Here is a 24,399-nt window from a genome sequence, read left to right on the forward strand (position 1 = left end):
TGGTCGATCTCAGTTTTTGCTCAGTTTTTGCTCAGCCTTTTTCAAACACCCATTGCAGCAAGGCATCCTGCGCCGCCTGTCCGAACGGTGCATTCGGATGATTGATCAGGAACACCACCACATACATCTTGCCTGACGCCGCCTGCACATAGCCGGCAATCGAGCGCACATCGTTGAGCGAACCGGTCTTGATGTGCGCCTGCCCCGCCACGTTTTCGCCGCGCAAGCGTTTGCGCATGGTGCCGTCGTAGCCGACCAGCGGCATCGAGGCGATGAACTCGGGCATCACCGGCGAATGAAACGCCGTCACCAGCACCTGCCCCAGGGTGTTGGGCGCGATGCGTTCGTTGCGCGACAGGCCGGCGCCGTTTTCGATCACCAGCTCATCGGCGCCGATGCCCTTGGTCGACAGCCAGCCGCGAATCGCCTGGGCGCCGCGCGCAGTGCTGCCGGGCGACTGCGATGCTTGCGCGCCGATGGTCAGCAGCAACTGACGCGCCATCACGTTGTTGCTGTACTTGTTGATGTCGCGGATCACCTCGGGCACGGCGGGAGACTGCCACTCCGCCAGCAACCGCGCCACCGGGGCAACATTGCCGGGCATGACCTTGCCTGAAATGGTGCCGCCCAGCTCGCTCCACATCTGACGCAACACCGCGCCGAAATACTGCGTGGCGCTCATGCGATAGGGATGGATGTACCAGACCTTCTCTCCGCAAACGGCCGGAAACGCACCGTTGAAGACCGCCGCGCCGACGCCGACATCGGCCTGCAACTTGCCCTGCCAGTCGCCGCACACCGCTTCTTTCGACATGCGCGGCGCGGCGACGGTGTAACCCGACAGCGGCGGCTCCATCGTCACACTGACCTGGCCGCTTGCTTCGTCAGGCATGAAGCGGATCGCCACCGTCTTGTAGTTCAGCAGCAAGGCATCGGGGCCAACGTTATAAGGCTTCTGCGGATCGCCGTCGAATTGCGCCGGGTCGTACACGTTCTCTTCGAACACGCTGCGATCCAGCACGACGTTGCCGCGGATGTCGCGAATGCCTTTGGCGCGTATCTGACGCAGGAACATCCAGAAGTTTTCCATCACCAGCTTGGGGTCGCCGCTGCCCTTGATGCTCAGGTCGCCCAGCAACACGCCGTCGTTGAGCACGCCGTCGATGTAGGCCTGGGTTTTCCAGTTGAAGGCGGGACCGAGCAATTCGAGCGCAGCATCGGTGGTCACCAACTTCATCACCGAAGCCGGATTGAACGGCGCCGTCGCATTGAAGGCCAGCATCGGACGCGTTGCGTCGACGGCCTGGACAAACACCCCGACGTTGCGCGCCGGGATCTTCGCCTGCTTGAGCGCGCCGGTCACGGCCGGCGGCAATTCTTGCGCCGCAAGCTGTTGTGCGGAGGCGATGCCGCAGGCGGCGAAAGCGCATAGCGCCAGGATTCGGAATTCTTTGGAGATCTGCATGAGCGACGAGGAAGAAGGGACCCGGCATTATATGTCGCCCTTTGTGACCTTCGTCGGCCCTCGTCGGCATCTGTCGGCATTTGTCGAAGAATTCAACATTTGCCGCAAACGCAAGCAAGGCTCCTCTCTGCTGCGGGACACAAGAAAAAGCCGCTACGTCATCTTAGGGAATGACGCAACGGCTTCGGGAAAAAGGTGGAACGCCCGACGAGTTTCTGGAGTGCACACATGCAAATGATGTCGACTCCCTCCGGCGTTCCAGCCACCGCCGCTTGCGCGGCGAACGAGCAAGAAAGCTCGTTTAAATTAGCACTGGCAGAACCTCCAGCACCAAAAGCGCAATCAGGGCGCCACCCAGGGCGCCGATCGTTCGCAATACCGTTCTCACAAATTTCGACGCTACGGGCACCTCGCCGAACAATACCAGTCCGGCAAATGCCATCGGCAAAAAGAACATGAGATTGTTCGTGACGATATTGGGCATGATTTTGTCTCCTACCTGTTTTCTTTATGATTTGAGTATAGGACGCCGTTCCCATAAAACAAGGAAAGTTTTCGAGGCTGCTGCCCTGCAGCGCACATCCAGCGCAGCTTGCAGCGATGCCGTCTTTTTCCGGAAGTGTTGTTGAATGGACTTGACCATGCCCGGGTGCGGGAGTAGACTCCGCCCGTTCTTATTTTTATGGAGTCCCTCTCATGGGCACTTGTTCGAGTGACAGTTGTTGCCGGGAAATTTCCCGGTTCGCCTCGGCAAGATAACGCAGGACTTCCCCTGCCGTCATCTTGCAGGAGCAGATGACGGCATCAGGCATGCACCGCTTCAGGCGCAGCCTTTTCCACCGCACAACACAGCACGCTACAGACCGACCCGCAACGGCACATGTTCCATGTCCGGATGCTGCATGGCTTGGGGCCATACGCGTCCATGACATGCACATTGATTTGCCGGTGCCTCTCGCGGCCAGCGCCACAGTTCACACTGCGCGCCGGCCGGACCTGCCATTGCCCGGCCTGGCCGCCGGCGCCGTGTGCATGCCGTCAATGGAACAATTACCGATGAAAGGGTCTTCGCAAACCTGACCTGCGGAGGCCTTATGCCCGATATATCTCGCACCTGATCGCCTGCTGTCATCGATATGTCAGGAGGATTCGTTACAGTCTGACGCTTTCCTCATCCGTCTCTCCGATGACCGCATGAACCGGACTCGCGCCTTGCTGTCCTCCTGGCATGCGCGCCGTCCGAACTGCAAACCGCTGCAAAAAGAAAAAGAGCTTCATCATGAATCTGGATCTGTTGAAAGAAACCTTCGCAAACTTCGTACGTGCACGCGGCATGGATCGTCACTTCCATCGCCTCGGCGTGGACATGTTCCGCAGCTCGCCGACCACCAAGGAAGTCCCGCAAACCGTGGCGCAAAACCTGGTGGGCGCCTCCCGGACCGAACTGTCCGAGCTGCTGAAAAAACTGCACACTCGCACCGACGGCCTGACCGAGCAGGAAGCCGACGCCATTCGCGCCGAAGTCGGCCCCAATGAAGTCGAACACGAAAAACCGCTGAGCTGGTGGGTGCATCTGTGGCACTGCTACAAGAACCCCTTCAACCTGCTGTTGACCGTACTGGCCGCCGTCTCCTACTACACCGAAGACATGAAGGCCGCCATCGTGATCGGCACCATGGTGGTGGTGTCGACGCTGATGCGTTTCGTGCAGGAGTCGCGTTCCAATACCGCCGCCGACAAGCTCAAGGAAATGGTCAGCAACACCGCGACCGTGATCCGCCACGACCTCGTCGCCGACATCGCCGAAGAAGCCCAGCGCTACTTCGACGTCACCCTTCATCCCAAGGGCGCCAAGCGCATTGAGCTGCCGATCAAGAAGCTGGTGCCGGGCGACATCGTGCAATTGTCTGCCGGCGACATGATCCCCGCCGACCTGCGCCTGCTGTCGGCCAAGGACTTGTTCGTCAGCCAGGCCGCCATGACCGGCGAATCGCTGCCGGTCGAGAAATTCGCCGAGCATCGCGGCGTCGACGCCGGCAATCCGCTTGAGCTCGACAACCTGTGCTTCATGGGCACCAACGTCGTCAGCGGCTCGGCCACGGCCGTGGTGCTGACCACCGGCAAGCGCACCTACTTCGGCGCGCTGGCCGAGCGCGTCACCGCTACCGACCGCACCCCGACCGCGTTCCAGTCGGGCGTCAACAAGGTCAGCTGGCTGCTGATCCGCTTCATGCTGGTGATGACGCCGGTGGTGTTCTTCATCAACGGCTTCACCAAGGGAGACTGGGTCGAGGCCTTCCTGTTCGGCCTGTCCATCGCGGTCGGCCTGACGCCTGAAATGCTGCCGATGATCGTCACCTCGACGCTGGCCAAGGGCGCCGTTGCCCTGTCGCGCAAGAAGGTCATCGTCAAGCGCCTCGATGCGATCCAGAACTTCGGCGCCATGGACGTGCTGTGCACCGACAAGACCGGCACGCTGACGCAAGACAAGATTTTCCTGGAGCGCCACACCGGCATCCTGGGCGAGCCGAACGACGAGGTGCTGCAATACGCTTACCTCAACAGCTATTATCAGACGGGCCTGAAGAACCTGCTCGATGTCGCCGTGCTGGAACACGCCGAACTGCAACGCGAAATGGCGCTTGCCTCGGCCTATCGCAAGGTCGATGAAATCCCGTTCGACTTCCAGCGCCGCCGCATGTCGGTAGTGGTCAGCGAACGCGAAGATCACCATGAGCTGATCTGCAAAGGCGCGGTGGAAGAAATCGTCTCGATCTGCACCCACGCGCGCAACAACGGCGAGATCGTGCCGTTCACGCCCGAACTGCTGGCCGAGATTCGCAAGACCACCGCCAGCCTGAACTCTGAAGGCCTGCGCGTGGTGGCGGTGGCAGCCAAGGACCTGCCGCCGACCAAGGAAACCTACAGCGTCGCCGACGAATCGGACCTGGTGCTGATCGGCTACATCGCCTTCCTCGATCCGCCGAAGGAGTCGACCGAACCGGCACTGGCGGCATTGCGCGCGCATGGCGTGACCGTCAAGATCCTGACCGGCGACAACGAACTGGTGACCGCCAAGATCTGCCGCGAAGTCGGCCTCGAAGTCGACGGCATGCTGCTCGGTTCGCACGTGGAAAAGATGACCGATGCGGAATTGTCCGTTGCCGTGGAAAAAACCACCGTCTTCGCCAAGCTCAGCCCGACCCACAAGGAACGCATCGTGCGCGTACTTCACGACAAGGGCCACGTGGTCGGTTTCATGGGCGACGGCATCAACGATGCGCCGGCCTTGCGCGCGGCCGACATCGGCATCTCGGTCGATACCGCGGTCGATATCGCCAAGGAAGCGGCCGACCTGATCCTGCTGGAAAAGAGCCTGATGGTGCTGGAAGAAGGTGTGCTGGAAGGCCGCAAGACCTTCGCCAACATGCTCAAGTACATCAAGATGACAGCCAGCTCCAACTTCGGCAATGTCTTCTCGGTGCTGGTGGCGAGCGCCTTCCTGCCCTTCCTGCCGATGCTGCCTTTGCATTTGCTGGTGCAGAACCTTCTGTACGACGTGTCGCAGATTTCCATCCCGTTCGACAACGTCGACAAGGAATTCCTGGAAAAACCGCAGCGTTGGAATCCGGGGGAAATCGGCCGCTTCATGGTGTTCTTCGGTCCGATCAGCTCGATCTTCGACATCAGCACGTTTGCCTTGATGTGGTTCGTGTTCGGCGCCAACTCGCCGGATCACCAAACCCTGTTCCAGTCGGGCTGGTTCATCGAAGGCTTGCTGTCGCAGACGCTGATCGTCCACATGATCCGCACCAAGCGCATTCCGTTCTTCCAGAGCCGCGCTTCGTGGCCGCTGATGGGCATGACGCTGGTCATCATGGCCATCGGCATCATCCTGCCAATGTCGCCGCTGGCCAGCTACTTCAAGCTGCAGGCGCTGCCGCTGAGCTACTTCCCGTGGCTGCTGGCGATCCTGATCGCTTACGCCGCGCTGATCCAGCTGATGAAGAAGTGGTACACCCGCCGCTATGGCTGGCAATAACGCGAGGATGAAGTCAACGTCGTGACGTAAAAAAACGGGATGCGCGCAAACGCATCCCGTTTTTTATTGCGTGCTGAGGACGCGATGAATCAACCCACCAGACTCGCCGCGATATTGATCGACAAACCCAGAATCGCCGCGTTGAACAGGAAGCCGATCACTGAATGCGCCAGCACGGTCTTGCGCAAGGCGCGCGTGCCGACGGCGACGTCCGAGGTCTGCACCGCGACGCTGATGGTGAACGCGAAATACAGGAAGTCCCAGTAATCCGGATTCTTCTCGCCATCGGCAAAGCGTAGCGGCGGCTCCGCATCATCGTCCTGCGCATAAAACAAGCGCGCGTAGTGCAAGGTGAAGACCGTGCCGATCAGGAACCAGGAGCCCAGTACGGTGCCGCCGGTGAACGCATAGTGCAGCAGTTTTTGGCCGCTCTCCAGATGGGAAGCATCGGCCAGTTCGATGACGATGGCTGCCAGGCTGGCGATGGCGGCTACGCAGACGGTGGCCAGCACCAGTTGCGCGCTTTCATCTTCCTTTTCGGCGAGACGTCTGGTGTCGGCCGCCCTGGAGCGAAACATCATCACCCAGATCGTCAGCAGGTAGCAGGCCACGCCCGCGTTCCAACCCGTCAGCAAGCGCGTGATGAGTGCGCCGTCCGCGCACAATAAATACCCCGCTGCGCCGACGGCGACGGCGATGAGCAAACGCGGATGGACCTGGACGATATGACGGGCGACTGACATGGGTATGGGCGGGTCGCATGACCCGGCAGCAGTTGAATTGCCGCAACCTTATCATGCAGCCGGTCGGATGCGTCTTGTTGCCTTACTTCTTCGGCGCGATGCCGAGGGCAATTTCCTGCGCTTCCTCCAACGAGCTGAAGCCGGTGATCGCAAAGCGATTGCCCGACAGCGGCGCCGACACCACCGGCGCGGTCATCACTTCACCGTTGATCATCACCGCCATGCGTTGTCGCAGAAGCACGCGCGAGGCCATGCCCATCCGGATCGCGCCGGCCGGCGTCATCTGGATCACGATCAGCGCCTGGCCGCCGAGGTCTTTCTTGGCATTGGCCAGGGCGACATCGGAATTGTCCAACAAGACTTCCGGCGCCACATAGACCGTGGTGCCGGGATCGTCGAGCAGGTTGGCTTTTTGCCAATCCGGGCTGGCGACCAGGCTGGCGGCGTGAATTTCGAAGCGAGTACCGGATTGCGATTGTGAATGGCCGGTGGCGCAGGCGGTCAGGGCGGTGCTCAGAATCAGGACCGCAAGAATGCGTTTAAAAGAAGGAAAAGAAGCTGCAATCCGCATCAGAACTCATTCTCCTTGAGCGCACGCTCGGCGCGCTGTTTGGCGTTCTCCAGCGCTTCCTGCATGGAGCCGAACAAGCCCGCGGGGATGTAGGTCTCGGCGACTTCCGGCTCACGCGTGAGGCGCACGAAGACTTGCGCTTCGAACACGTCCTCGTCTTTCTTGACTGCGTCGAAACGGGCGATGTGGGTGCCGCTCTGTAGGACTTGCTCTGTCATGGATACCTCCATCAATGGCGATAAAGGATTGGACAGAGGCATGCCGAACAGGTTCGGAGCAATTTTCAAGTTCAGCGCAAACTCAGTCCTGGCGCGGGAAACGAACCGTGAAGATGGTCCCGCAATTGGCCTCGCCCGAGGTCAGCGTGATTTCGCCGCCGTGGTCCTTGGCGATGTCGCGCACGATGGCCAGGCCCAGTCCGCTGCCGGCGATCTTGTCGTTGACGCGATAGAAACGGTCGAAAATCAGTTCGCGATGTTCCGGCGCGATGCCGGGACCGGAATCCTCCACCGTCAGCAGGGTGGCGTCTTCCTGCTCGCGGCAACTTACCGTCACGGTGCTTTGCGGCGGCGAATAACGCACCGCGTTGTCGACCAGATTGTCGATCAGGTCGCGCAACATGAAACGATCGCCCTTCATGCGCGCCGGTTGCAGGTCGAAGCCGAGGTCGATCTGTTTCTTGTCGGCCTGTTCGATGAAATGCTGCACCGATTCTTCCACCAGCTTGTCGAGCAGCAGGTCTTCCAGATGGGTCGGCTTGAAACGGCTTGGCTCGGCGCGCGCCAGCGCCAGCAACTGATTGCTCTGACGCACCATGCGCTCGACCGACGAGGTCATCAGTTCGGTGGAATGCGCCGTTTCAGGTTCGTCGGCGTGACGCTGGTGCAACCACTCCAACTGCAGGCGCAAGCCGGTCAACGGCGTGCGGATCTGGTGCGCGACATTGGCCAGGAAATTCTGCTGCGCGCTGGCGCCCTTGCGGATGTTTTCCAGCAGGCTGTTGATCGCACCGATCACCGGCGACAACTCTTCGGCGGTCTCCTTGAATTCGATCGGCGTGAGGTTGTCGTGATTGCGCTGGTCGAGGTTCTGGCGCAATTCACGCAGCGGACTCAGGCCTTTGTTGACCGCGATCATCACGATGGCGATCGAGAAGAAGGTCAGCGCGCCGTCCAGCAGCAACAGCGAAATCAGGATCACGTAGTGGGTCTGGTTGCGCTTGCGGAAGGTCTCGGCGATGCCGATGTAGATCGGCGTGCGTTCGATGCTGACATACAGCACGGCGATGCGCACCTGTTCGCCGTTCATCACGCCGTCGTAAGTGACCGGTTCATTGGGCGCGGTTACATGGTTGACCGGCGGGAAGTTGTGATCGCCGGCCAGGGTCTCGCCGTTGGAGTCGCGCACGACGAAGTACATGGTGTCGAAATGATCCGAGCGCAGCATCTGCTCGGCCTGCTTGGTCAGTTCCAGCGACGTCTTGCCGCGCACGCGCTTGATCTGCGACGTCAGCGCCCAGGCGGCGTCGGTGATGCTCTGGTCGAACGCGTCCTGTGCCGGCAGCCATGCCAGCCAGTAAGTCAGACCGGCGCCGATCAGGTTGACCGCGAGCAGCGGCGCGATCAGCCATTTGAGAAGATTGATTTTGATGCTGGGGCGCATGACGATCTCAGGCCCTCAGCGGGTGCGGCAGGAAAAAGACGTGCCGACTTGTCTGCGCATGCCTCAGGCTTCGCTCTTTTCCAGCATGTAGCCGAAGCCGCGGATGGTGCGGATGGCGACACCCGAGCCGGCGGTCTTGGTGCGGATGCGCGAGACGTAGACTTCGACCGCATTGAGCGTGACGTCTTCGCCCCACGGCAACACGGCGTCAATGATCTGCTGCTTGGACACCACGCGTGAGGCTTGCTGCATGAGGTACTCCAGCACGGTCCATTCGCGCACCGAGAAATCGACTTTCTTGCCGTCGATGGTGGCGCGCTTGGAAGACGTATCGAGCGACAGGCCGCCGATGGTCAGTTGCGTCGGCTGCGGGCTGCTGCGACGGATCAATGCCTTGATGCGCGCCACCAGTTCCGGCGTCGCGAACGGCTTGACGAGGTAATCGTCGGCGCCCAATTCAAGGCCGTGCACGCGATCGGGAATGGTGTCGCGCGCGGTCAGCAACAGCACCGGCATGTTGCTGCCGCGTGCGCGCAGGCGACGCACCACTTCAAAACCGTCGAGGCCGGGCAAGCCGATGTCGAGCACCAGCACGGTCGCGGTGTAACGCTGCAGCAACGCGTCGGCATCGGTGCCGTTGTTGACCGTGTTGACACTCAGTCCATGCGATTTGAGCATGCGCGACAGGCCGTCGGCCAGCACCAGATCGTCTTCCACCAGCAGAACGTTCATATTTCGGGACCAGATGAGAAATTCAAGTTGCGCAGGGGCAATCACGAGCGCATCGGACAGCGCAATTCAAAACGATTCAGCGCCGCAAGAGACGTATTGTAGCGCCGGCAATACCGCCGGAAAGCGACTTTGAGAGGGATCGGCGTTTTATTTTAACCACAGTCAGCATACCGTCAGCATATCGTCAGCACAGCGACAGCACACCGCTTTAGTCTAGCGCACAAGCAATTGGAATGAGAATCGAAATCAATTCCTTCCACCTGCATCCAGCCAGCCAGACGGCCTCCGCCTTCATTGCCAGCCGAATTTCATGCGAACCAACCCAGACTGAAAACGCCAAAAATGAACCGTCTTACGCCGATCGCCGCAGCACTTGTCGCCGTGTTTGCCGCCCCCCTCGCCGTGCATGCGCAACAAACTTCCGCCCCTGCTACTGCTCCCGCCCCCTCGTCATCGCTCAAGGAAGTCGTCGTCGAAGGCAAGCGCGATGATTTCAACACCACGACAACCGCGTTGACCAAACTTCCGGCCGACCTGCACGATGTGCCGCAATCGGTGGTGGTGGTCAACAAAGCGTTGCTGCAATCGCAAGGTGCGACGTCGCTGTCGGATGCGCTGCGCAACGTCGCCGGCATTACGCTGGGCGGCGCCGAAGGTGGTCAGATCGGCAACAACATCAACCTGAACGGCTTCTCGGCGCGCACCGATATCTATCTGGACGGCTTCCGTGACCGCGGCCAGTATTTCCGCGACACCTTCGCGATGGAAGAGATCGAAGTCCTGATGGGACCGTCGTCCATGCTGTTCGGTCGCGGTTCGACCGGCGGCATCATCAACCAGGTCACCAAGAAGGCCAACCTGAAGCAATCGACCGAGGTCTCCGCGTCCGTGACCACCAACGGCCTGGTGCGCACCACCGCCGACTACAATCATCCGCTGTCCGAGACATCCGCCGTGCGCGTCTCCGTGATGGCGCAAGACGGTGCGGCCACCACGCGCAACCAGACCAACGTGCAGGACTTCGGCCTGGCAGCTTCCTACGTGACCGGCATCGGCACCGCGACGGAAATCACCCTCTCGACGCTGATCCAGCACAACCATGATCAACCCGACTACGGCCTGCCGGCGCTGAACGGCCATCCGGTCAACGTCGACCGCGACACCGCCTACGGCCTCAACTCCGACCGCACCGACCAGGACGTGGTCTCGCTGAACGCCGGCATCAAGCACAAGATCACCCCGGACGTGACGCTGCGCAACCAGACGCAGTTCAATTACGTGCGCACCAACGCCGTGGAAACTGCGCCGCAAGGCATCGGCACCGTCGGCGCCGGCGGTTACACGGCCTTGACGGGCGGTGCCAGCGCCCTGCCGCTGTCCAGCCTGTTCGTGCAAGCACAGAGCCACGATCGCACGATTCGCGATTACTCGATCTTCAACCAGACGGAGTTGTCGGGCAAAGGCACCTTCCTGGGCTTCAAGCACGATGCGCTGGTCGGTCTGGAAGTGGGTCACGATGGGTACGACGTGCAAAACTACTATCGCAACGGCACTTGCAACGGTGTCGCATTGACCGGCGCGGCGACTCCGACTTCGGGTTTCGCCGACTGTATTCCCCTGGTCAATCCGACCTATAGCGCGGCGGGTACCGGCGTCACCAGCAGCATCGGCAACCATCAGGGCGGCAGCTCCAACACCATCGCCACCTATGTCGGCGATACGCTGGAACTGACCCCGCAAGTCAAGCTGGTGGGCGGCTTGCGCTATGACAAGTTTGTCGCGCAGATCAGCAACTCGCTCAACTCCGGCAACATGCCGGCAGCAGCCAAGAACACCGCCCTCGCCTATGCCAATCAGAGCGTCAACTTCCTGAGCGTGCGCGCCGGCGCCATCTGGCAACCGACCGCCGCACAGGCGTATTACCTGTCCTACGGCACCTCGTTCAATCCTTCGCTGGAACAGCTGACCGGCACCGTCGGCCAGACCAACCTCGATCCGGAAAAAAACAAATCGTATGAAGTGGGCGGAAAATGGGATTGGGCGGAAAACCTGTCGCTCAACGCAGCCGTGTTCCAGATCGACAAGCAAAATGCGCGCAGCCTGATTTCTGCGGGCGTGTATGCGCTGTCAGGCGACGTGCGCGTCAAGGGCGCACGCGCCGGGGCAACAGGCCGCATCAACAAGCAATGGCAGGTCGCGGCCGGCTATACCTACCTGGATGCGCAGGTCCTGAGCGGCGCAGCGGGCGACACCGCGGTCGGCAAGATCCCGACCAACACCCCAAAGCACACGCTGACCACCTGGACAACGTATGACATCGTGCCGCATTGGCAACTCGGCGGCGGCGCGACGTACATGTCGCAACGCTACGCCAATCCGACCAATACGGTGCAGGTCGGCGGTTATGTGCGCTGGGATACGACACTGGCGTATCTCCAAAAAGACTACGACATTCGTCTGAACATCCTCAACCTGACGAACAAAATGTATTACGATGCGCTGATCCAGTCCGACGGCGGACGCTCGGTGCCCGGCACCGGTCGCACCGGCATGATCTCGGTCAACTATCGTATGTAATCTGAAGCCAATCTGAAGCAAGTGAAAGAAATCCCCCCATGCTGATCGCCATTCCCAAGCTGCTCGACGCGCAACAACTCAACACCGTGCGTCAGCTGCTGGAACAGGCCGGTCCGGCATGGGTCGATGGTCGTGCGACCGCCGGCTATCAAGGCGCGCCGGTCAAGCACAACCAGCAAATCGACGAGCGTTCGGAAGTCGCCGCGCAGTGCCAGCACATCATCCTGTCGGCATTGGAGCGCAACCCGCGTTTCATCAGCGCCGCCTTGCCGAACACGGTCTATCCGCCGATGTTCAATCGTTACAGTGAAGGCATGACCTTCGGCGCGCATGTGGACGGCAGCGTGCGGATCGATCCGCATACCGGGCGCAAGCTGCGCACCGATGTTTCCGCGACCTTGTTCCTGTCCGATCCGTCGACTTATGACGGCGGCGAATTGCAGATCCACGATACCTACGGCGTGCATTCAGCCAGGCTGGAAGCCGGAGATGTGCTGATTTATCCCGCCACCAGCCTGCATCAGGTCACGCCGGTGACGCGCGGCGTGCGCACGGCGTGTTTCTTCTGGGTGCAAAGCCTGGTGCGCGACGACGGCCAGCGCAGCATGCTGTTCGACATGGACAACGCCATCCAGACGCTCAACCAGACCGGCGCCGATGAAGTTGCGCGGCGCACGCTGGTCGGCTGTTATCACAACCTGCTGCGTCAATGGAGCGATACCTGAGCAGGTGATCGCACGTGACGATCAATTGAAGTAACGCGCATCCATCCGGCGAAACACCAGCGCCGACAACAAGGTCACCACACCGACGCAGACGAAGGTCAGCGTAAAGCTCCAGTCCCTCGCCCACGCCACGCCGTCGATCCCGCTCAGCATGGAGCCCGCAATCGTCACGCCCAGACCCAGCGCCAGCATCTGCACCATCGAAAACAGGCTGTTGCCGCTGCCGGCGTCCTTGCTGTTGAGCCCTTTAAGCGTGACGCTGTTCATCGCCGCGAACTGCATCGAGTTGCACACGCCGAAGACCGCCAGCTGCATAATGCCGATCCAGATCGGCCAGGCCGGCGTGATCAATGCGAACGACACAATCGCCGCACCGACCATCACTGTATTCACCAGCAGGAAATTCTCATAGCCGTAGCGACGCACCAGCGGCGCGATCCACGGCTTGGCAATGGTGCCGGCCACCGCCGCGGGCAACAGCACCAGGCCGGCATGCAATGGTGAAAATCCGAGCTTGACCTGCAACAGCAGCGGCAACAGGAACGGCACCGCCGACGAGCCGATGCGGCAGATCAGGTTGCCGATCAGGCCGACACTGAAATTGGGTTCATTGAACAGCCCGAGCCGGAACAGCGGCTGCTCGTCGCGCCGCGCATGGACGACATACCACCATACCGTCAGCACCGAAATCCCGAACAAGCCGGCGCTCCACCAGGCGCGATGTTCTTCCATCGGCACATCCAGCGCCAGCGAGAACGCCACCATGCAGGTCGACAGCAACGCGCAGCCGAGCATGTCGAAGCGCGGCGGCGAAACGATTTCTTCGGCAGGCAGGAAGCGATGCACTGCGAACATGCCGATCACGCCGACCGGTACATTGATGAGGAAAATCCAGTGCCAGCCGATGGTCTGCGACAGCCAGCTGCCCGTCACCGGACCGACTACCGGTCCGAGCTGCCCGGCAATCGAAATGAAAGCCAGCGCCGAAATGTACTGCGCTCCCGGCACGCTGCGCAGTACCGCAAGGCGGCCGATCGGCAGCAGCATGGAGCCGCCCACGCCCTGCACCACGCGCGCCAGCAACAGTTGCGACAGCGAGTGCGCATTGGCGCACAGCAGCGAGCCGAGTACAAAAATGAGAATCGCGAGGAAGTAGACGCGGCGTGTGCCGAAACGGTCGGCCAGCCAACCGGATGCCGGCGTCAGCGACGCCATTGCCAGCGTATAAGACACCACCACCGGGTGCATCGCCAGCACCGGCTCGCCGAGACTGGCGGCCATGGAAGGCAAGGCGGTATTGACGATGGTGGTGTCCAGCGTCTGCATGAAAAAGCCCGATGCAACGATCCACAACAGGGCTTTTTGAGAACGGGAAGAGTTAAGGGACATGGAAGAAGATTCTATCGTCCCTTGTGAGTTGGCAACAAGATCAGAATGCCGCCGGACGCCATTTCAGCAGGCGTTTCTCCAGCGATGTCAGCAGGTAATCCGCCAGCAAGGCCACCACCGCCAGCACGATCATCGCCGCGAACACGCCGCTGGCGTTGAAGGCGCCCTGGGCTGTCGAGATCAGCAGGCCGATGCCTTGCTTGGAGCCGAGGAACTCGCCCACCACCGCGCCGACCAGCGCGAAGCCGAAGCTCACGTGCAAGCTCGCCAGGATCCAGCTCAGCGCCGATGGAATCACTACGGCGGTCGTCACCTGCCGACGCGAGGCGCCGAGGATCTGCGCGTTGGCGATCATGTAGCGGTCGGCTTCACGCACGCCCTGGAAGGCATTGCCGAACACCACGAAGAACACCATCACCACCGCCAGCGCCACCTTGGACGCCATGCCCAGGCCCAGCGCAATGACGAAGATGGAACCCAGCACCACGCGTGGGATCGAGTTGGCGATCTGGATGTACAGGCTGAACACGTCCGACATCAGCTTGTTGCGGCCGAGCGCGATGCCGGCAATGATGCCCGCGACGGAACCGATCAGGAAGCCCAGCACGGTTTCTTCCAGCGTGACCATGACCTGCACCCACAACGGGCCTTGCGAGGTTCCTTCCATGATCCAGTCATAGATCTGGATCACGATCAGCGACGGCTGCGAAAAGAAGAAAGGATCGATCCATTGCATCGTGGCGGACAATTCCCAGCCGCCGAGGATGATGACCAGAATCGCCAGCCGCAGTGAAATCACCAGCCAGTAGCGTTGTTTGATCTTGCGTTGCGCTTCGCGCTCGACTTGGGCGATCGCTTCCGGGCTCATGGCGCGGCTTGTATTTACTTGTGTCATGTTGCTCACCTGTCTTGTCGTTGGTGTGTGTGGTGTACGGAGCAGAAGCTGTTTCTGTAGAAAGCGTTTACTTGGCTTACTTGATCTGCACTTCTTCGCGCAAATCCGACCAGATCTTTCTGGAAATGTCGATGAAGCGCTGCTCGTAGCGCACTTCTTCCATCACGCGCGGACGCGGCAGGTCGATCTGGTAAGTGCTCTTCAAGGTCGCCGGACGCGCGGTCAGCACATACACCTTGTCGGCCAACGCGATCGCTTCTTCCAGGTCATGGGTAACGAACACCACCGAGCCGGAATGCGCCGACCACAATTGCAGCAACTCGTCCTGCATCAGCGTGCGGGTCTGCATGTCGAGCGCGCTGAACGGCTCGTCCATCAGCAGGATTTCAGGGCTGTTGATGAAAGTCTGGGCCAGCGCCACGCGCTTGCGCATGCCGCCCGACAACTGATGCGGATAGTGGTCGCCGAACTTGTCGAGGCCGACGCGACGAATCCATTCGTTGGCCAGTTCATAGGCCTGGTCCTTCGGCTTGCCGCGGAACAGCGGGCCGGCGGCGACGTTGTCGCGCACGCTGCGCCACGGGAACACGGCATCGTTCTGGAACACGAAGCCGATGCGCGGATCGATGCCGTTGACCGGCTCGCCCATCACCCGCACTTCGCCGATGGTCGGTTTAAGCAGTCCGGTGATCAGGCTCAGCGTGGTCGACTTGCCGCAGCCGGTGGGGCCGACCACGGCGACGAACTCGCCGCGCGCGACGCTCATGGAAAAATCGCGCAAGGCGACGGTGACATTGCCGTCGGCGGTGATGAAGCGGCACGACACGTTGTCCAGTTCGATGGCCGGCGTATCGAGCTTGTTGGCCGTTTTTGCAGAAGCGGTGGCGGTTTGATTCATGGAGACTCTCTCGTCTGTTTTTTTGGATTGCTGGCCGCGAAGCGTCCCGCCGCGGGCATTCCGGAGAACGCCCGCGTCAGGTGTCTGCTGTTCGCGCTTGGTTGAAACAGGCTCGCCCAACTGATGAAAACGGGCGAACCATGAACCGGTCTTACTTGACCAGGTTCACAAACTCATTGGTGTAGGTCTTGGACAGATCGATGTGCTTGCCCTTGACGTTCGGGTTGAACCCGGCCAGCACCGACAGCACGGTTTCAGGACCGCCGGCCGGCATCTTGCCGTCGGCCGAATACATCGGCAGCGAGTTTTCCAGCGCCTGAATGTACAGCGGCTTGTTGTTGCCGTAGTAGTCCTTCGGCATCTTGTCGGCGATCTCGGCGGCGCTGTGGGTCTTGATGAACTTGAGCGTCTTCACGAAGGCGCGCGCCAGCTTGGCGGCGTCATCCTTGTGGCCGTTCAGCCAGTTGCGCTGCACGTACAGGCTGGATGCCGGATACAGGCCGCCCAGCGCCTTCACTGTGCCTTCCACCGAGCGCATGTCGACCAGCACCTTGGCTTCGCCGGTCTTGAGCATCTGCGACACGGTCGGTTCGGTGGTCATGCCGGCGTCGATGCGGCCTTGCTTCATGGCGGCGATGAAGGTATTGTCGGCGCCGACCGGCAGCACCGAGTATTCCTTGGAGCTGATGTTGTAGCGCGACGCCAGGTATTGCGTCAGGAAATTGGTTGACGAACCCAGGCCGGTCACGCCCAGTGTCTTGCCCTTGACGTCGCCCATGTTCTTGATCGTGGCGGAAGCCTTGGTCGAGACCAGCTCCACTTCGCCCGGCACCTGGCCGAAGATCACGATGGCAGTGATTTCCTTGCCCTTGCTTTGCAGGTCGATGGAGTGGTCATAGAATCCGACCACCGCCTGCACCGCGCCGGCCAGCAACTCGTTTTCCGCATCGACGCCGGCCGGTTGCGATTGCAGCTCGACCTCCAGGCCTTCTTCCTTGAAGTAGCCCAGTTGTTCGGCCAGCTTGGCCGGCAGGTAAACCATCTTGGTGATGCCGCCGACCATGATGGTGATCTTGCCTGCGGCGGATGCGGTGCCGGGCAAGGCCATCATGGTGGCGCCGGCAACGGCCAGCGAAATCAGCGTGCGACGAATATTCTTGTTCATGGAGTCTCCTGAATGTTGTAGTTGTGAAGTTCTTATTTCACCTGATTGACGAATTCGTTGGTGTAGGTCCTGGACAGGTCAATCTTCTTGCCCTTGATGTTGGGGTTGAACCCTGCCATCACCTTCAGCACCACTTCCGGACCTTCGGCCGGCATCTTGCCGTCCGGCGAGTACATCGGCAGCGAGGCCTTCAGGGCCTGCACATACAGCGCCTTGTTGCCGCCGTAGTAGTCGGCCGGCATCTTGGCGGCGATTTCTTCCGCGCTATGGGTCTGGATGTATTGCAGTGTACGGACAAATGCGCGCGCCAGCTTGGCGGCCTCGGGCTTGTGCGTCTTCAGCCAGGCGCCCTGCACATACACCGCCGAAGCCGGATACAGACCGCCCAGCGCGGCGCGTGTGCCGGCGGCGCTGTTCATGTCGACCAGCACCTTGGCTTCGCCGCTGGCCAGCAGCATCGAGGTGGTCGGCTCGGTGGTCCAGACAACGTCAACGCGCTTCTGCTTGAGTGCCGCGATCAGCGTATTGCCGGCGCCGACCGGCAGCATCGAATAGTCGCTGGTCTTGAGGCCGTTGCGGCTGGCCAGGTATTGCGCCAGGAAACTGGACGAAGAACCGAGACCGGTCACGCCCAGCGTACGGCCCTTGAGGTCGGCCATGCTGCGCACTTGCGTGGCCAGGTCGCTGCGCACCATCTCCATGCCGCCCGGCACCACCAGCAACTGGGTGATCGACAGGACTTCCTTGCCCTTGCTTTGCAGGTCGATGGAGTGATCGTAGTAGCCGACCACGGCCTGGACGGCGCCGGCCAGCAGTTCATTCTCGGCATCCACGCCGGCCTGCTGCGACTGCAGCTCGACGTCGAGGCCTTCATCCTTGAAATAACCGAGGTTTTCCGCCAGCTTGGGCGGCAGGTAGATCAGTTTGTTGATGCCGCCGACCATGATGGTGATCTTGTTGTCGGCAGCCTGGGCTGCGGGAGCTGCAACTGTTAGTACGGCCGCGCCGATCAGCGCGGTGGAAAACACGGTGCCGATGACATAAGCACACACATTGAAGCGTTGACGCATTATGATGCCTCCTGAATGAGATGGAAGACTGCTGCACGGTATGGGGATGCAAGCAGTTCGCTCAAGTTCTTATTAATATAGTGGTCGCTATTCTAAGAACCGGAAACCTTCATCCAGCTTTCCAAATCCGGTGTTTCTTCTGTGCACCGCAACAAAAATATGGGTTTTTTGCATGAAATTGCTGCTGATCGAAGACAACCCGCCGCTGGCGCATTGGCTCACGCAGATCCTCAGGGAGAACAAGTTCAGTGTCGACGTCGCCAGTGACGGCGAGATGGCCGATCACGTGCTGCATACGGAAAACTACGACGTCGTGCTGCTCGACCTGATGCTGCCCAAGATGCACGGCAAGAACGTGCTGCGCCGCCTGCGCGAACGCCACAATGCGGTGCCGGTGATGATCCTGACCGCCAGCGGTTCCATCGACGAGAAGGTCGAATGCCTGGGCGCGGGCGCCGACGACTACCTGGTCAAACCCTTTGAAGTCCGCGAGCTGGTCGCCCGCATCAAGGTGCTGATCCGTCGCCAGACGCCGGACAAGGCCGCCGAAATCCATTGCGGCGACCTCAGCTACGACAGCAATACGCGCCAGTTCGCCATCGCCGGCAAGACACTGGCGTTGCCCGCACGCGAACACGACGTGCTCGAAATCCTCATGCTCAAGCAGGGCAAGACGGTGTCCAAGAATGCGCTGGTGAACGGCATCTTCAGTTTGTCCGATGAGCCCAGCGCCGACGCCATCGAAATCTACATCTCGCGCCTGCGCAAGAAACTGGAACCCTCGCAGGCCGCCATCATGACGCTGCGCGGCCTCGGCTACCTGCTCAAACAAAAAGATGATAGTTAGCCTGCGTCTGCGGCTGCTGCTGTGGCTGCTGATTCCGCTCACCGTCTACGTCGGCGTCAGCGCCAGCTTCACGCGTGACAGCGCGGTCACCAGCGCCGACCTGGTGCAGGATCGCGCGCTGCTGGCCTCGGCGCGCATGATGGCCGGCCAGGTGACGTGGGAAGACGGCGCCCCGGTCGTCAACGTCCCGCCGGCCGCGCTGGAAATGTTCGCCTCGCCCGACCATGATGAGGTGTACTACCAAGTCCTGATGGACGACAACACGCTGCTGGCCGGGCGTCCGGACTTTCCGGTTGACGTCGATTTTTCGCTGATCGCACCGGCTTACGCCACCACGTATTTCAACAACCAGCCGCTGCGCGTCGTCAGCTATGTGCGCGCGCTGTACGACAACGGTACGCTGCGCATGGTCGCGGTGTCGGTGGGCCAGACCATGCGCGGCCACGCGCAGCTTCTCGATGAATTGTGGCGCCCCGCGCTGCACCGCCAGATCATCATGCTGCTGCTGGCGATCGCGCTGGTGGTGGTCGGACTGACGATCGAGTTGCGCCCCATCCTGCGCGTCAAGGATGAACTCGCCACGCGCGAACCCAACTCGCTCACGCCCTTGCGCGCCGGCGAGCTGCAGGTGGAATTGCGTCCCATCGTGGTCGCCATCAACCAGTACATCCAGCGCCTCAACACCCAGGTCGCGGTACAGAAGCGTTTCATCGCCGACGCCGCGCACCAGTTGCGCACGCCGCTGACGCTGATCGATTCGCAGATCCAGTTTGCGCGCCAGCTCAACGATCCGCAGCGCCTGCCGCAAGTCTTGCAGGCGCTGCAGGACAGCAGCCGCAACATGACCGACCTGACCAACAAGCTGCTGCAGCTATCGCAGGCGGAAGCGTCGAACAGCACCGCCTTCCCGCGCCAGCCGATCGAGCTGGTGGGACTGGCGGCAACGGTGCTGGAAGAACTGGTCAGCCTGGCCCAGCGCAAGCACATCGACCTCGGGATGGAAACCGCCGTCGACGAGGCCTGGGCCATGGGCAGCCAGGCGCTGTTCTCGGGCATGCTGATGAACCTGATCGACAACGCGCTGCGCTACACCCCGGAACACGGCAAGGTCACCGTCGGCGTGGCGCTGGAAGACAACAAGGAAGTGGTGATCACCGTGGCCGACAATGGCCCAGGAATTCCCGCCGAAGTGCGCGAACGCGTGTTCGAACGCTTCTACCGGAACGCCGCGCCGGACCAGCACGGCGCGGGGCTCGGCATGGCGATCGTGAAGGAGATCGTACAGGCGGCGCAGGGGACCATTACGCTGGGGACCGACCGGGACGGCAAGGGATTGACGGTGACGGTGAGGTTGCCGGCGAATGCACAGCCTTGATCCGTTCAAAAAAAATAAAAAGAGACAGTTTCGGCAATCCCCGGCTCACGTCTCTGTCCCGGAGGACCATCTTGCTGCTTCGATGAAGTCTGCGGGTTGTCAAGAAGGGCGATTCGATGGCCTGTCGTCTTCAGTATCAAGTTCCTCAGCAGGCGGCGCTGGCGCGAACGCCTCCTGCACGATTAAAGCAAGCTTGTCGCCGATTTCAGCTTTCTCCAGCAGCGGAAATTCTTTGCGTAGTTTGTTAGAAACCTGGTAGTTGTTATTGCTGATCGCGCGAATGATGCGATCGATCTCTGCATCCGGCCCCTCAATGATTTCCTTGATTTGTTCTCGTGCCGATCGCATGCTGCGCAAGTAACTCGCTTCCTTGTGCATCTCCTGCTCCAACGTCAATTCAACGACATGAGCAAGATACTCGACATGCTCAGTGAGATCTTGATAGCGCCAGGCCATATTCGCGTCGGCGTAGCCGCTGAAATAGAGGTTATACGGGTTACCATCCTCAGCGGTGGTGTGGTCGCCAAACTGGTATTGATCGCGATACCGGGCCATGAACGGTTTTGAGAACACCTCTAACACCTGGTCGTAGCCGCGCCGATTCAGCGTCGAACTAATGATCGTCGCCGAGACCGGCAAAATAAACGGCTCAGGAATAGCCTTGTCGCGACGTAAGATGTCATTGATCAGAAAGCGAGATATCCGCCCATTGCCGTCTGGCATAGGATGGATATAGACGAAGCCGAACGACAACACGGCCGCGCGCGCGAGCGGCGATCCGCCGGCGGTGCGATCGGCAAACGCCTGCAGGCCACCAAGCATCGATGTAGTGTCATCCCAGTGCGGAGCAATGTAGTGCACGACGGGTAGAAAGCTGCTGTTCGTTTCCCCGATGAATACAGGCGATTTACGCATCCCATACAGGCCTTGTCGAATGACATCCGGCCCCAGGATCTCTCGCTGAAGCTCGTTGATGGCACCAGGATCCAGGGGGCTTGGATAGCGACCGCAATGATTTTCCATTGCCGCAGCGAAGCGCTTGATCTTGTCAATGCTGTTTCCTTCGCGCTCGATCGCAAAACTCGCCTGGCTTTCCTTGACCGTCAGCCACACAGCGCTGCGCATGATCAGATCTTCGCCATATTCGACTTCCAGATCGTGCAGGCGCTGATTGCAATCATAGATCTCCGCAGCTCGCACAGCGTCCGTGCGGTACACCATCGGGCAGTAGTCGCGTGTGCCGGGCATGTTGTTTCTGACGCGCCAGCGGGGGACATTTTCGGGATTGGTAGCAGTGAGGTACAAATTGCTGTCCAAAGCGTCGATGTAGTTGCCGACGCCGACGCCGCCGAACTCCAGTCGATTTCCCGTCAACCATTCGTACAGGAAGCCTGTCCGGCGAGAATACTGCCCCGTCGGCTCGTCTGCCAGCCACGCATCGAGATCGGCCGGCGGCAGCACTTGAAACAGACGCGCCAAAAATTCCAAGTGGACTCCCTCACGCTTGAGTGCGAAGGTCATGTGCCCGGCAAAAGTATCTTCCGGCTTGAATTGCGGCGTGTAGAATTCGTGAGTGAATCCGTTTGAACGTTCAGTAGTGCGCGATTTAGCCAACTGGCTATCTACCCGGAATGGCTGCACAGGCGTAACGCCATATCGTTCAGACAGCCATCTGTAACCTAGCCAGGTCGCCATATAAAAAAATCCTTTTGCCTGATATTTCAATTATTCGGCTTCAGTTTCTTATAAAAATGACGAAATTTCTATTAAAACTTATAAATACTGACTAGAGTTGATGATATTGCCATCAACTGCGGCAATTTTGGGGGCAAGTTCCCTGATCACGGAAGAACAGAAAATTCGAAATCTCGAATTTATCCGCCCAGAAACGGCAAAAGCCAGCACAAGGCTGGCTTTTCGATTCTGGTGGAAAGTCGCAGTTTCGAACTGCGGACCCCTGCAGTGTGAATGCAGTGCTCTACCCCTGAGCTAACCTTCCATTTGCTGTCGCCACCGACCGCGAGGGTTGGTGTGAAGCGGCCCGAATTATGACACAGAATTGACGGCACGGGCAAGCGGCTTGTCATTCCTTGCCATTTCTCGTCATTTTCCTCAAACAATTTACGCCGGCGGCGCTTCCGCCTCGGCTTCCTTGCGCCATACGCACGTGCCGCGCACTTCCTTGTCGAGCGTATTCAGGACTGTTTCGTGCAAACCCAGTTCGGCTTCGCTGGCGGCGACCACGATGACGTCGGCCAGCGGCGCCAGTTCGAGTTTGACGGCGCCGTCTTCATCGTCGCCGCCGGCCAGGTCCATGGTCAGGCTGTTCTGGCCGCGCGTCATGGCCAGGTACACCTCGGCCAGCAGCGCAGCATCGAGCAAGCCGCCATGCAAGGTGCGATGGGCGTTGGAGATGCCGTAGCGGTCGCACAGCGCGTCGAGCGAGTTGCGGCGGCCGGGATGCTGCTCCTTGGCCATTTGCAGCGAATCGATGACGTTGTCGACGTGTTCCTTGAACGGCGGCAGGCCGAGCAGCTTGAATTCGGCGTCGAGGAAGCCGACGTCGAAGGGCGCGTTGTGGATGATGATCTCGGCGTCGCGCACGTAGTCGCGGAATTCGTCGACGATGGCGGCGAACTTGGGCTTGTCGCTGAGGAACTCGGTGGTCAGTCCGTGCACCGCCAGCGCGCCTTCTTCGGAGTCGCGCTCGGGGTTGATGTAGAAGTGCAGGTTGTTGCCGGTCAACTGGCGGTTGAGCAGTTCAACGCAGCCGATTTCAATGACGCGGTCGCCGGTGCGGGGGTTCAGGCCGGTGGTTTCGGTGTCGAGGACGATTTGTCGCATGGGGATTCCGTTTGCTGGTGCCGAGGTCAGAGGACGGTGTCAACGCCGCGGTTGGCGAGCTGGTCGGCGCGCTCGTTGCCGGGATGGCCGGCGTGCCCCTTGACCCAGCGCCATTCGATCTTGTGCTGCGCCTGCGCGGCGTCCAGCGCTTGCCACAGGTCGACGTTCTTGACCGGTTCACGCGCAGCGGTTTTCCAGCCGCGCGCCTTCCAGCCGTGGATCCATTCGCTGATGCCTTTTTGCACGTACTGGCTGTCGGTGTAGACGGTGACGTCGCAGCGGCGAGTCAACGCGCCGAGCGCTTCGATGACTGCCTTGAGCTCCATGCGGTTGTTGGTGGTGTTGCGTTCGCCGCCGCACAATTCCTTCTCGCGGCCGCCCGCGATCAGCAGCGCGCCCCAGCCGCCGGTGCCGGGATTGCCCTTGCAGGCGCCGTCGGCGTAAATTTCCACACGGTCCAGTTCTTCTTTGTTCATGCTTGCTTCTGTCATTGCCTGATTACTTGGTCGTTGATGTTGATCGTTGATGATGTCCCCGCTTTTTACGGGAAGGCGGCATTCTATTCCTTATGGATGCGATTGGTCGCGGGCATGCCCTTGGGCACCTTGACCTTTTGCTTGCTCCAGGCCGGGCCGATCAGGCGCATGCCCTTGACGCGCTTGATCGCCTGCACGATGTAGACCGCGCCGAAATACGGCCACCAGCGGTCGCCGGCTTTTTCCATGAAGGTGAAACGGTCCAGCCATTTGTCGGTGGCGCACGGCGGCGCATAGCAGCCGAAATGGCCGCGATTGACTTCCATGTTGAGCAGCTTGAGCCAGTCCTTCAGGCGCGGCAGGCGGATGAATTCGCCGTCCTGCGGCAGGAAGTGCGCGCCGGTCAGCCGGCCGGCGGCTTGCCGTGCGCCCCACAGGCTGGTCGGGTTGAACCCGCAGATGATGACCTGGCCTTCGGGAATCAGCACGCGCTCGACTTCGCGCAGCACCTGATGCGGCTCGGCGCTGAACTCCAGCACGTGCGGCAGCACCACCAGGTCGAGGCTTTGCGTGGCGAACGGCAGCTCGGAAAAATCATGCGCGACCACCAGCGGGATCTCGCGGCCCTCTTGCATGCCTGCCGAAGCCTCGATTGGCAGGCAATTGTCGGTGAGCCAGCGATAAGGCATGCGATTGGCCTGCAGTGCGTTGATCTGCGGCATGCCGATCTGCACCGCGTTGAATCCGAAGATATCGGCCGTGAGCGCGTCCAGGTGCTTCTGCTCCCAGGCGCGGACGTAGTTGCCCATCGGCGTATGCAGCCAGTCGTCGAGGGCTATAATGGCTTTTCCCGAATCCGTATCGACTTCCGCCATCACGCGCCCCCGCCCAGCCATGTCAGCCATCCCGCCAGCAGCTTCGTC

The 24,399-nt window shown here is 60.6% G+C and carries 22 protein-coding genes and 1 tRNA gene; 6 read left to right on the top strand and 17 right to left on the bottom strand.

All coding sequences use genetic code 11. The annotated features are described in order from the left end of the window. Positions 1-31 precede the first annotated feature (31 nt). Complete coding sequence (dacB, locus tag DXT88_RS18470; protein WP_265215516.1) at positions 32-1,465, bottom strand: D-alanyl-D-alanine carboxypeptidase/D-alanyl-D-alanine endopeptidase; 1,434 nt, start codon at positions 1,463-1,465, stop codon at positions 32-34. Between dacB and DXT88_RS18475 the strand changes: the two genes are divergently transcribed. Then, a complete protein-coding gene (locus DXT88_RS18475; RefSeq protein WP_265215517.1) occupies positions 1,464-1,703 on the top strand; it encodes a hypothetical protein in 240 nt (79 codons plus the stop codon). The two genes, dacB and DXT88_RS18475, sit on opposite strands and share 2 nt — an antisense overlap. A gap of 63 nt (positions 1,704-1,766) precedes the next feature. On the opposite strand, the gene DXT88_RS18480 is transcribed toward DXT88_RS18475, so the two are convergent. Beyond that, positions 1,767-1,949: a hypothetical protein gene (locus DXT88_RS18480; RefSeq protein WP_016833292.1), complete on the bottom strand. Its 183-nt coding sequence runs from the start codon at positions 1,947-1,949 to the stop codon at positions 1,767-1,769. 795 nt (positions 1,950-2,744) lie between these two features. Here DXT88_RS18480 and mgtA point away from each other — a divergent pair. After that, on the top strand, positions 2,745-5,507 hold the full coding sequence (mgtA, locus tag DXT88_RS18485; RefSeq protein ID WP_265215518.1) for a magnesium-translocating P-type ATPase: 2,763 nt from the start codon (positions 2,745-2,747) through the stop codon (positions 5,505-5,507). Positions 5,508-5,596: 89 nt separating this feature from the next. Here the strand turns inward: mgtA and DXT88_RS18490 are convergent, their stop codons facing one another. The 5 genes from DXT88_RS18490 to DXT88_RS18510 all read right to left on the bottom strand — a co-directional run bounded on the left by DXT88_RS18490 (position 5,597) and on the right by DXT88_RS18510 (position 9,215). After that, positions 5,597-6,250 (bottom strand): DUF1345 domain-containing protein, encoded by a 654-nt coding sequence (locus DXT88_RS18490; protein WP_016833290.1) that lies wholly within the window; start codon positions 6,248-6,250, stop codon positions 5,597-5,599. Positions 6,251-6,332: 82 nt separating this feature from the next. Further along, positions 6,333-6,821: a SecDF P1 head subdomain-containing protein gene (locus DXT88_RS18495; RefSeq protein ID WP_265215519.1), complete on the bottom strand. Its 489-nt coding sequence runs from the start codon at positions 6,819-6,821 to the stop codon at positions 6,333-6,335. Next, positions 6,821-7,039, bottom strand: coding sequence for a hypothetical protein (locus DXT88_RS18500; RefSeq protein WP_029363222.1), 219 nt, complete (start codon positions 7,037-7,039; stop codon positions 6,821-6,823). The genes DXT88_RS18495 and DXT88_RS18500 overlap by 1 nt, the downstream gene beginning before the upstream one ends. 82 nt (positions 7,040-7,121) lie before the next feature. Beyond that, complete coding sequence (locus DXT88_RS18505; RefSeq protein ID WP_265215520.1) at positions 7,122-8,483, bottom strand: sensor histidine kinase; 1,362 nt, start codon at positions 8,481-8,483, stop codon at positions 7,122-7,124. A gap of 63 nt (positions 8,484-8,546) precedes the next feature. Continuing rightward, positions 8,547-9,215, bottom strand: coding sequence for a response regulator transcription factor (locus DXT88_RS18510; protein ID WP_016833287.1), 669 nt, complete (start codon positions 9,213-9,215; stop codon positions 8,547-8,549). 342 nt (positions 9,216-9,557) lie between these two features. Here DXT88_RS18510 and DXT88_RS18515 point away from each other — a divergent pair, with 342 nt between their 5' ends. Further along, complete coding sequence (locus tag DXT88_RS18515; RefSeq protein ID WP_265215521.1) at positions 9,558-11,792, top strand: TonB-dependent receptor; 2,235 nt, start codon at positions 9,558-9,560, stop codon at positions 11,790-11,792. A 38-nt stretch (positions 11,793-11,830) separates the two neighbouring features. Then, entirely contained in the window at positions 11,831-12,517 is a 687-nt protein-coding gene (locus DXT88_RS18520) for a Fe2+-dependent dioxygenase (protein WP_265215522.1), read from the top strand. Between the two features lie 21 nt (positions 12,518-12,538). Here the strand turns inward: DXT88_RS18520 and mdtD are convergent, their stop codons facing one another. The 5 genes from mdtD to DXT88_RS18545 all read right to left on the bottom strand — a co-directional run bounded on the left by mdtD (position 12,539) and on the right by DXT88_RS18545 (position 17,934). Next, on the bottom strand, positions 12,539-13,906 hold the full coding sequence (gene mdtD, locus DXT88_RS18525) for a multidrug transporter subunit MdtD (protein WP_265215523.1): 1,368 nt from the start codon (positions 13,904-13,906) through the stop codon (positions 12,539-12,541). Between the two features lie 40 nt (positions 13,907-13,946). Then, the gene (locus DXT88_RS18530; RefSeq protein WP_265215524.1) at positions 13,947-14,801 is read right to left on the bottom strand and encodes an ABC transporter permease; all 855 of its coding nucleotides are present in this window, start codon (positions 14,799-14,801) and stop codon (positions 13,947-13,949) included. Positions 14,802-14,877: 76 nt separating this feature from the next. After that, complete coding sequence (locus DXT88_RS18535; protein WP_016833282.1) at positions 14,878-15,699, bottom strand: ABC transporter ATP-binding protein; 822 nt, start codon at positions 15,697-15,699, stop codon at positions 14,878-14,880. Between the two features lie 151 nt (positions 15,700-15,850). Continuing rightward, complete coding sequence (locus tag DXT88_RS18540) at positions 15,851-16,864, bottom strand: ABC transporter substrate-binding protein (RefSeq protein ID WP_265215525.1); 1,014 nt, start codon at positions 16,862-16,864, stop codon at positions 15,851-15,853. 32 nt (positions 16,865-16,896) lie between these two features. Next, positions 16,897-17,934: an ABC transporter substrate-binding protein gene (locus DXT88_RS18545; RefSeq protein WP_265215526.1), complete on the bottom strand. Its 1,038-nt coding sequence runs from the start codon at positions 17,932-17,934 to the stop codon at positions 16,897-16,899. Between the two features lie 172 nt (positions 17,935-18,106). Between DXT88_RS18545 and DXT88_RS18550 the strand changes: the two genes are divergently transcribed. Further along, positions 18,107-18,781 (top strand): response regulator, encoded by a 675-nt coding sequence (locus DXT88_RS18550; protein ID WP_116435133.1) that lies wholly within the window; start codon positions 18,107-18,109, stop codon positions 18,779-18,781. Further along, positions 18,771-20,156 carry a sensor histidine kinase gene (locus DXT88_RS18555; RefSeq protein WP_265215527.1) on the top strand — a complete coding sequence of 462 codons (1,386 nt, stop codon included), beginning with the start codon at positions 18,771-18,773 and terminating at the stop codon, positions 20,154-20,156. The genes DXT88_RS18550 and DXT88_RS18555 overlap by 11 nt, the downstream gene beginning before the upstream one ends. Positions 20,157-20,255: 99 nt before the next feature. Here DXT88_RS18555 and DXT88_RS18560 read toward each other — a convergent pair whose 3' ends face one another. The 5 genes from DXT88_RS18560 to DXT88_RS18580 form a co-directional block, all read right to left on the bottom strand. Continuing rightward, a complete protein-coding gene (locus DXT88_RS18560) occupies positions 20,256-21,851 on the bottom strand; it encodes a Fic family protein (protein ID WP_265215528.1) in 1,596 nt (531 codons plus the stop codon). Positions 21,852-22,080: 229 nt separating this feature from the next. Further along, positions 22,081-22,155 (bottom strand) — tRNA-Val (locus DXT88_RS18565). A 122-nt stretch (positions 22,156-22,277) separates the two neighbouring features. Then, positions 22,278-23,000 (bottom strand): DNA polymerase III subunit epsilon, encoded by a 723-nt coding sequence (gene dnaQ, locus DXT88_RS18570; protein ID WP_265215529.1) that lies wholly within the window; start codon positions 22,998-23,000, stop codon positions 22,278-22,280. Positions 23,001-23,026: 26 nt separating this feature from the next. After that, positions 23,027-23,476: a ribonuclease HI gene (gene rnhA / locus DXT88_RS18575; RefSeq protein ID WP_016833275.1), complete on the bottom strand. Its 450-nt coding sequence runs from the start codon at positions 23,474-23,476 to the stop codon at positions 23,027-23,029. 83 nt (positions 23,477-23,559) lie between these two features. After that, on the bottom strand, positions 23,560-24,351 hold the full coding sequence (locus tag DXT88_RS18580; RefSeq protein WP_016833274.1) for a class I SAM-dependent methyltransferase: 792 nt from the start codon (positions 24,349-24,351) through the stop codon (positions 23,560-23,562). Positions 24,352-24,399 lie beyond the last annotated feature (48 nt).

Origin of the sequence: Herbaspirillum lusitanum (assembly GCF_026127345.1) — a bacterium.
Taxonomy (GTDB): Bacteria; Pseudomonadota; Gammaproteobacteria; order Burkholderiales; family Burkholderiaceae_D; genus Herbaspirillum; species Herbaspirillum lusitanum.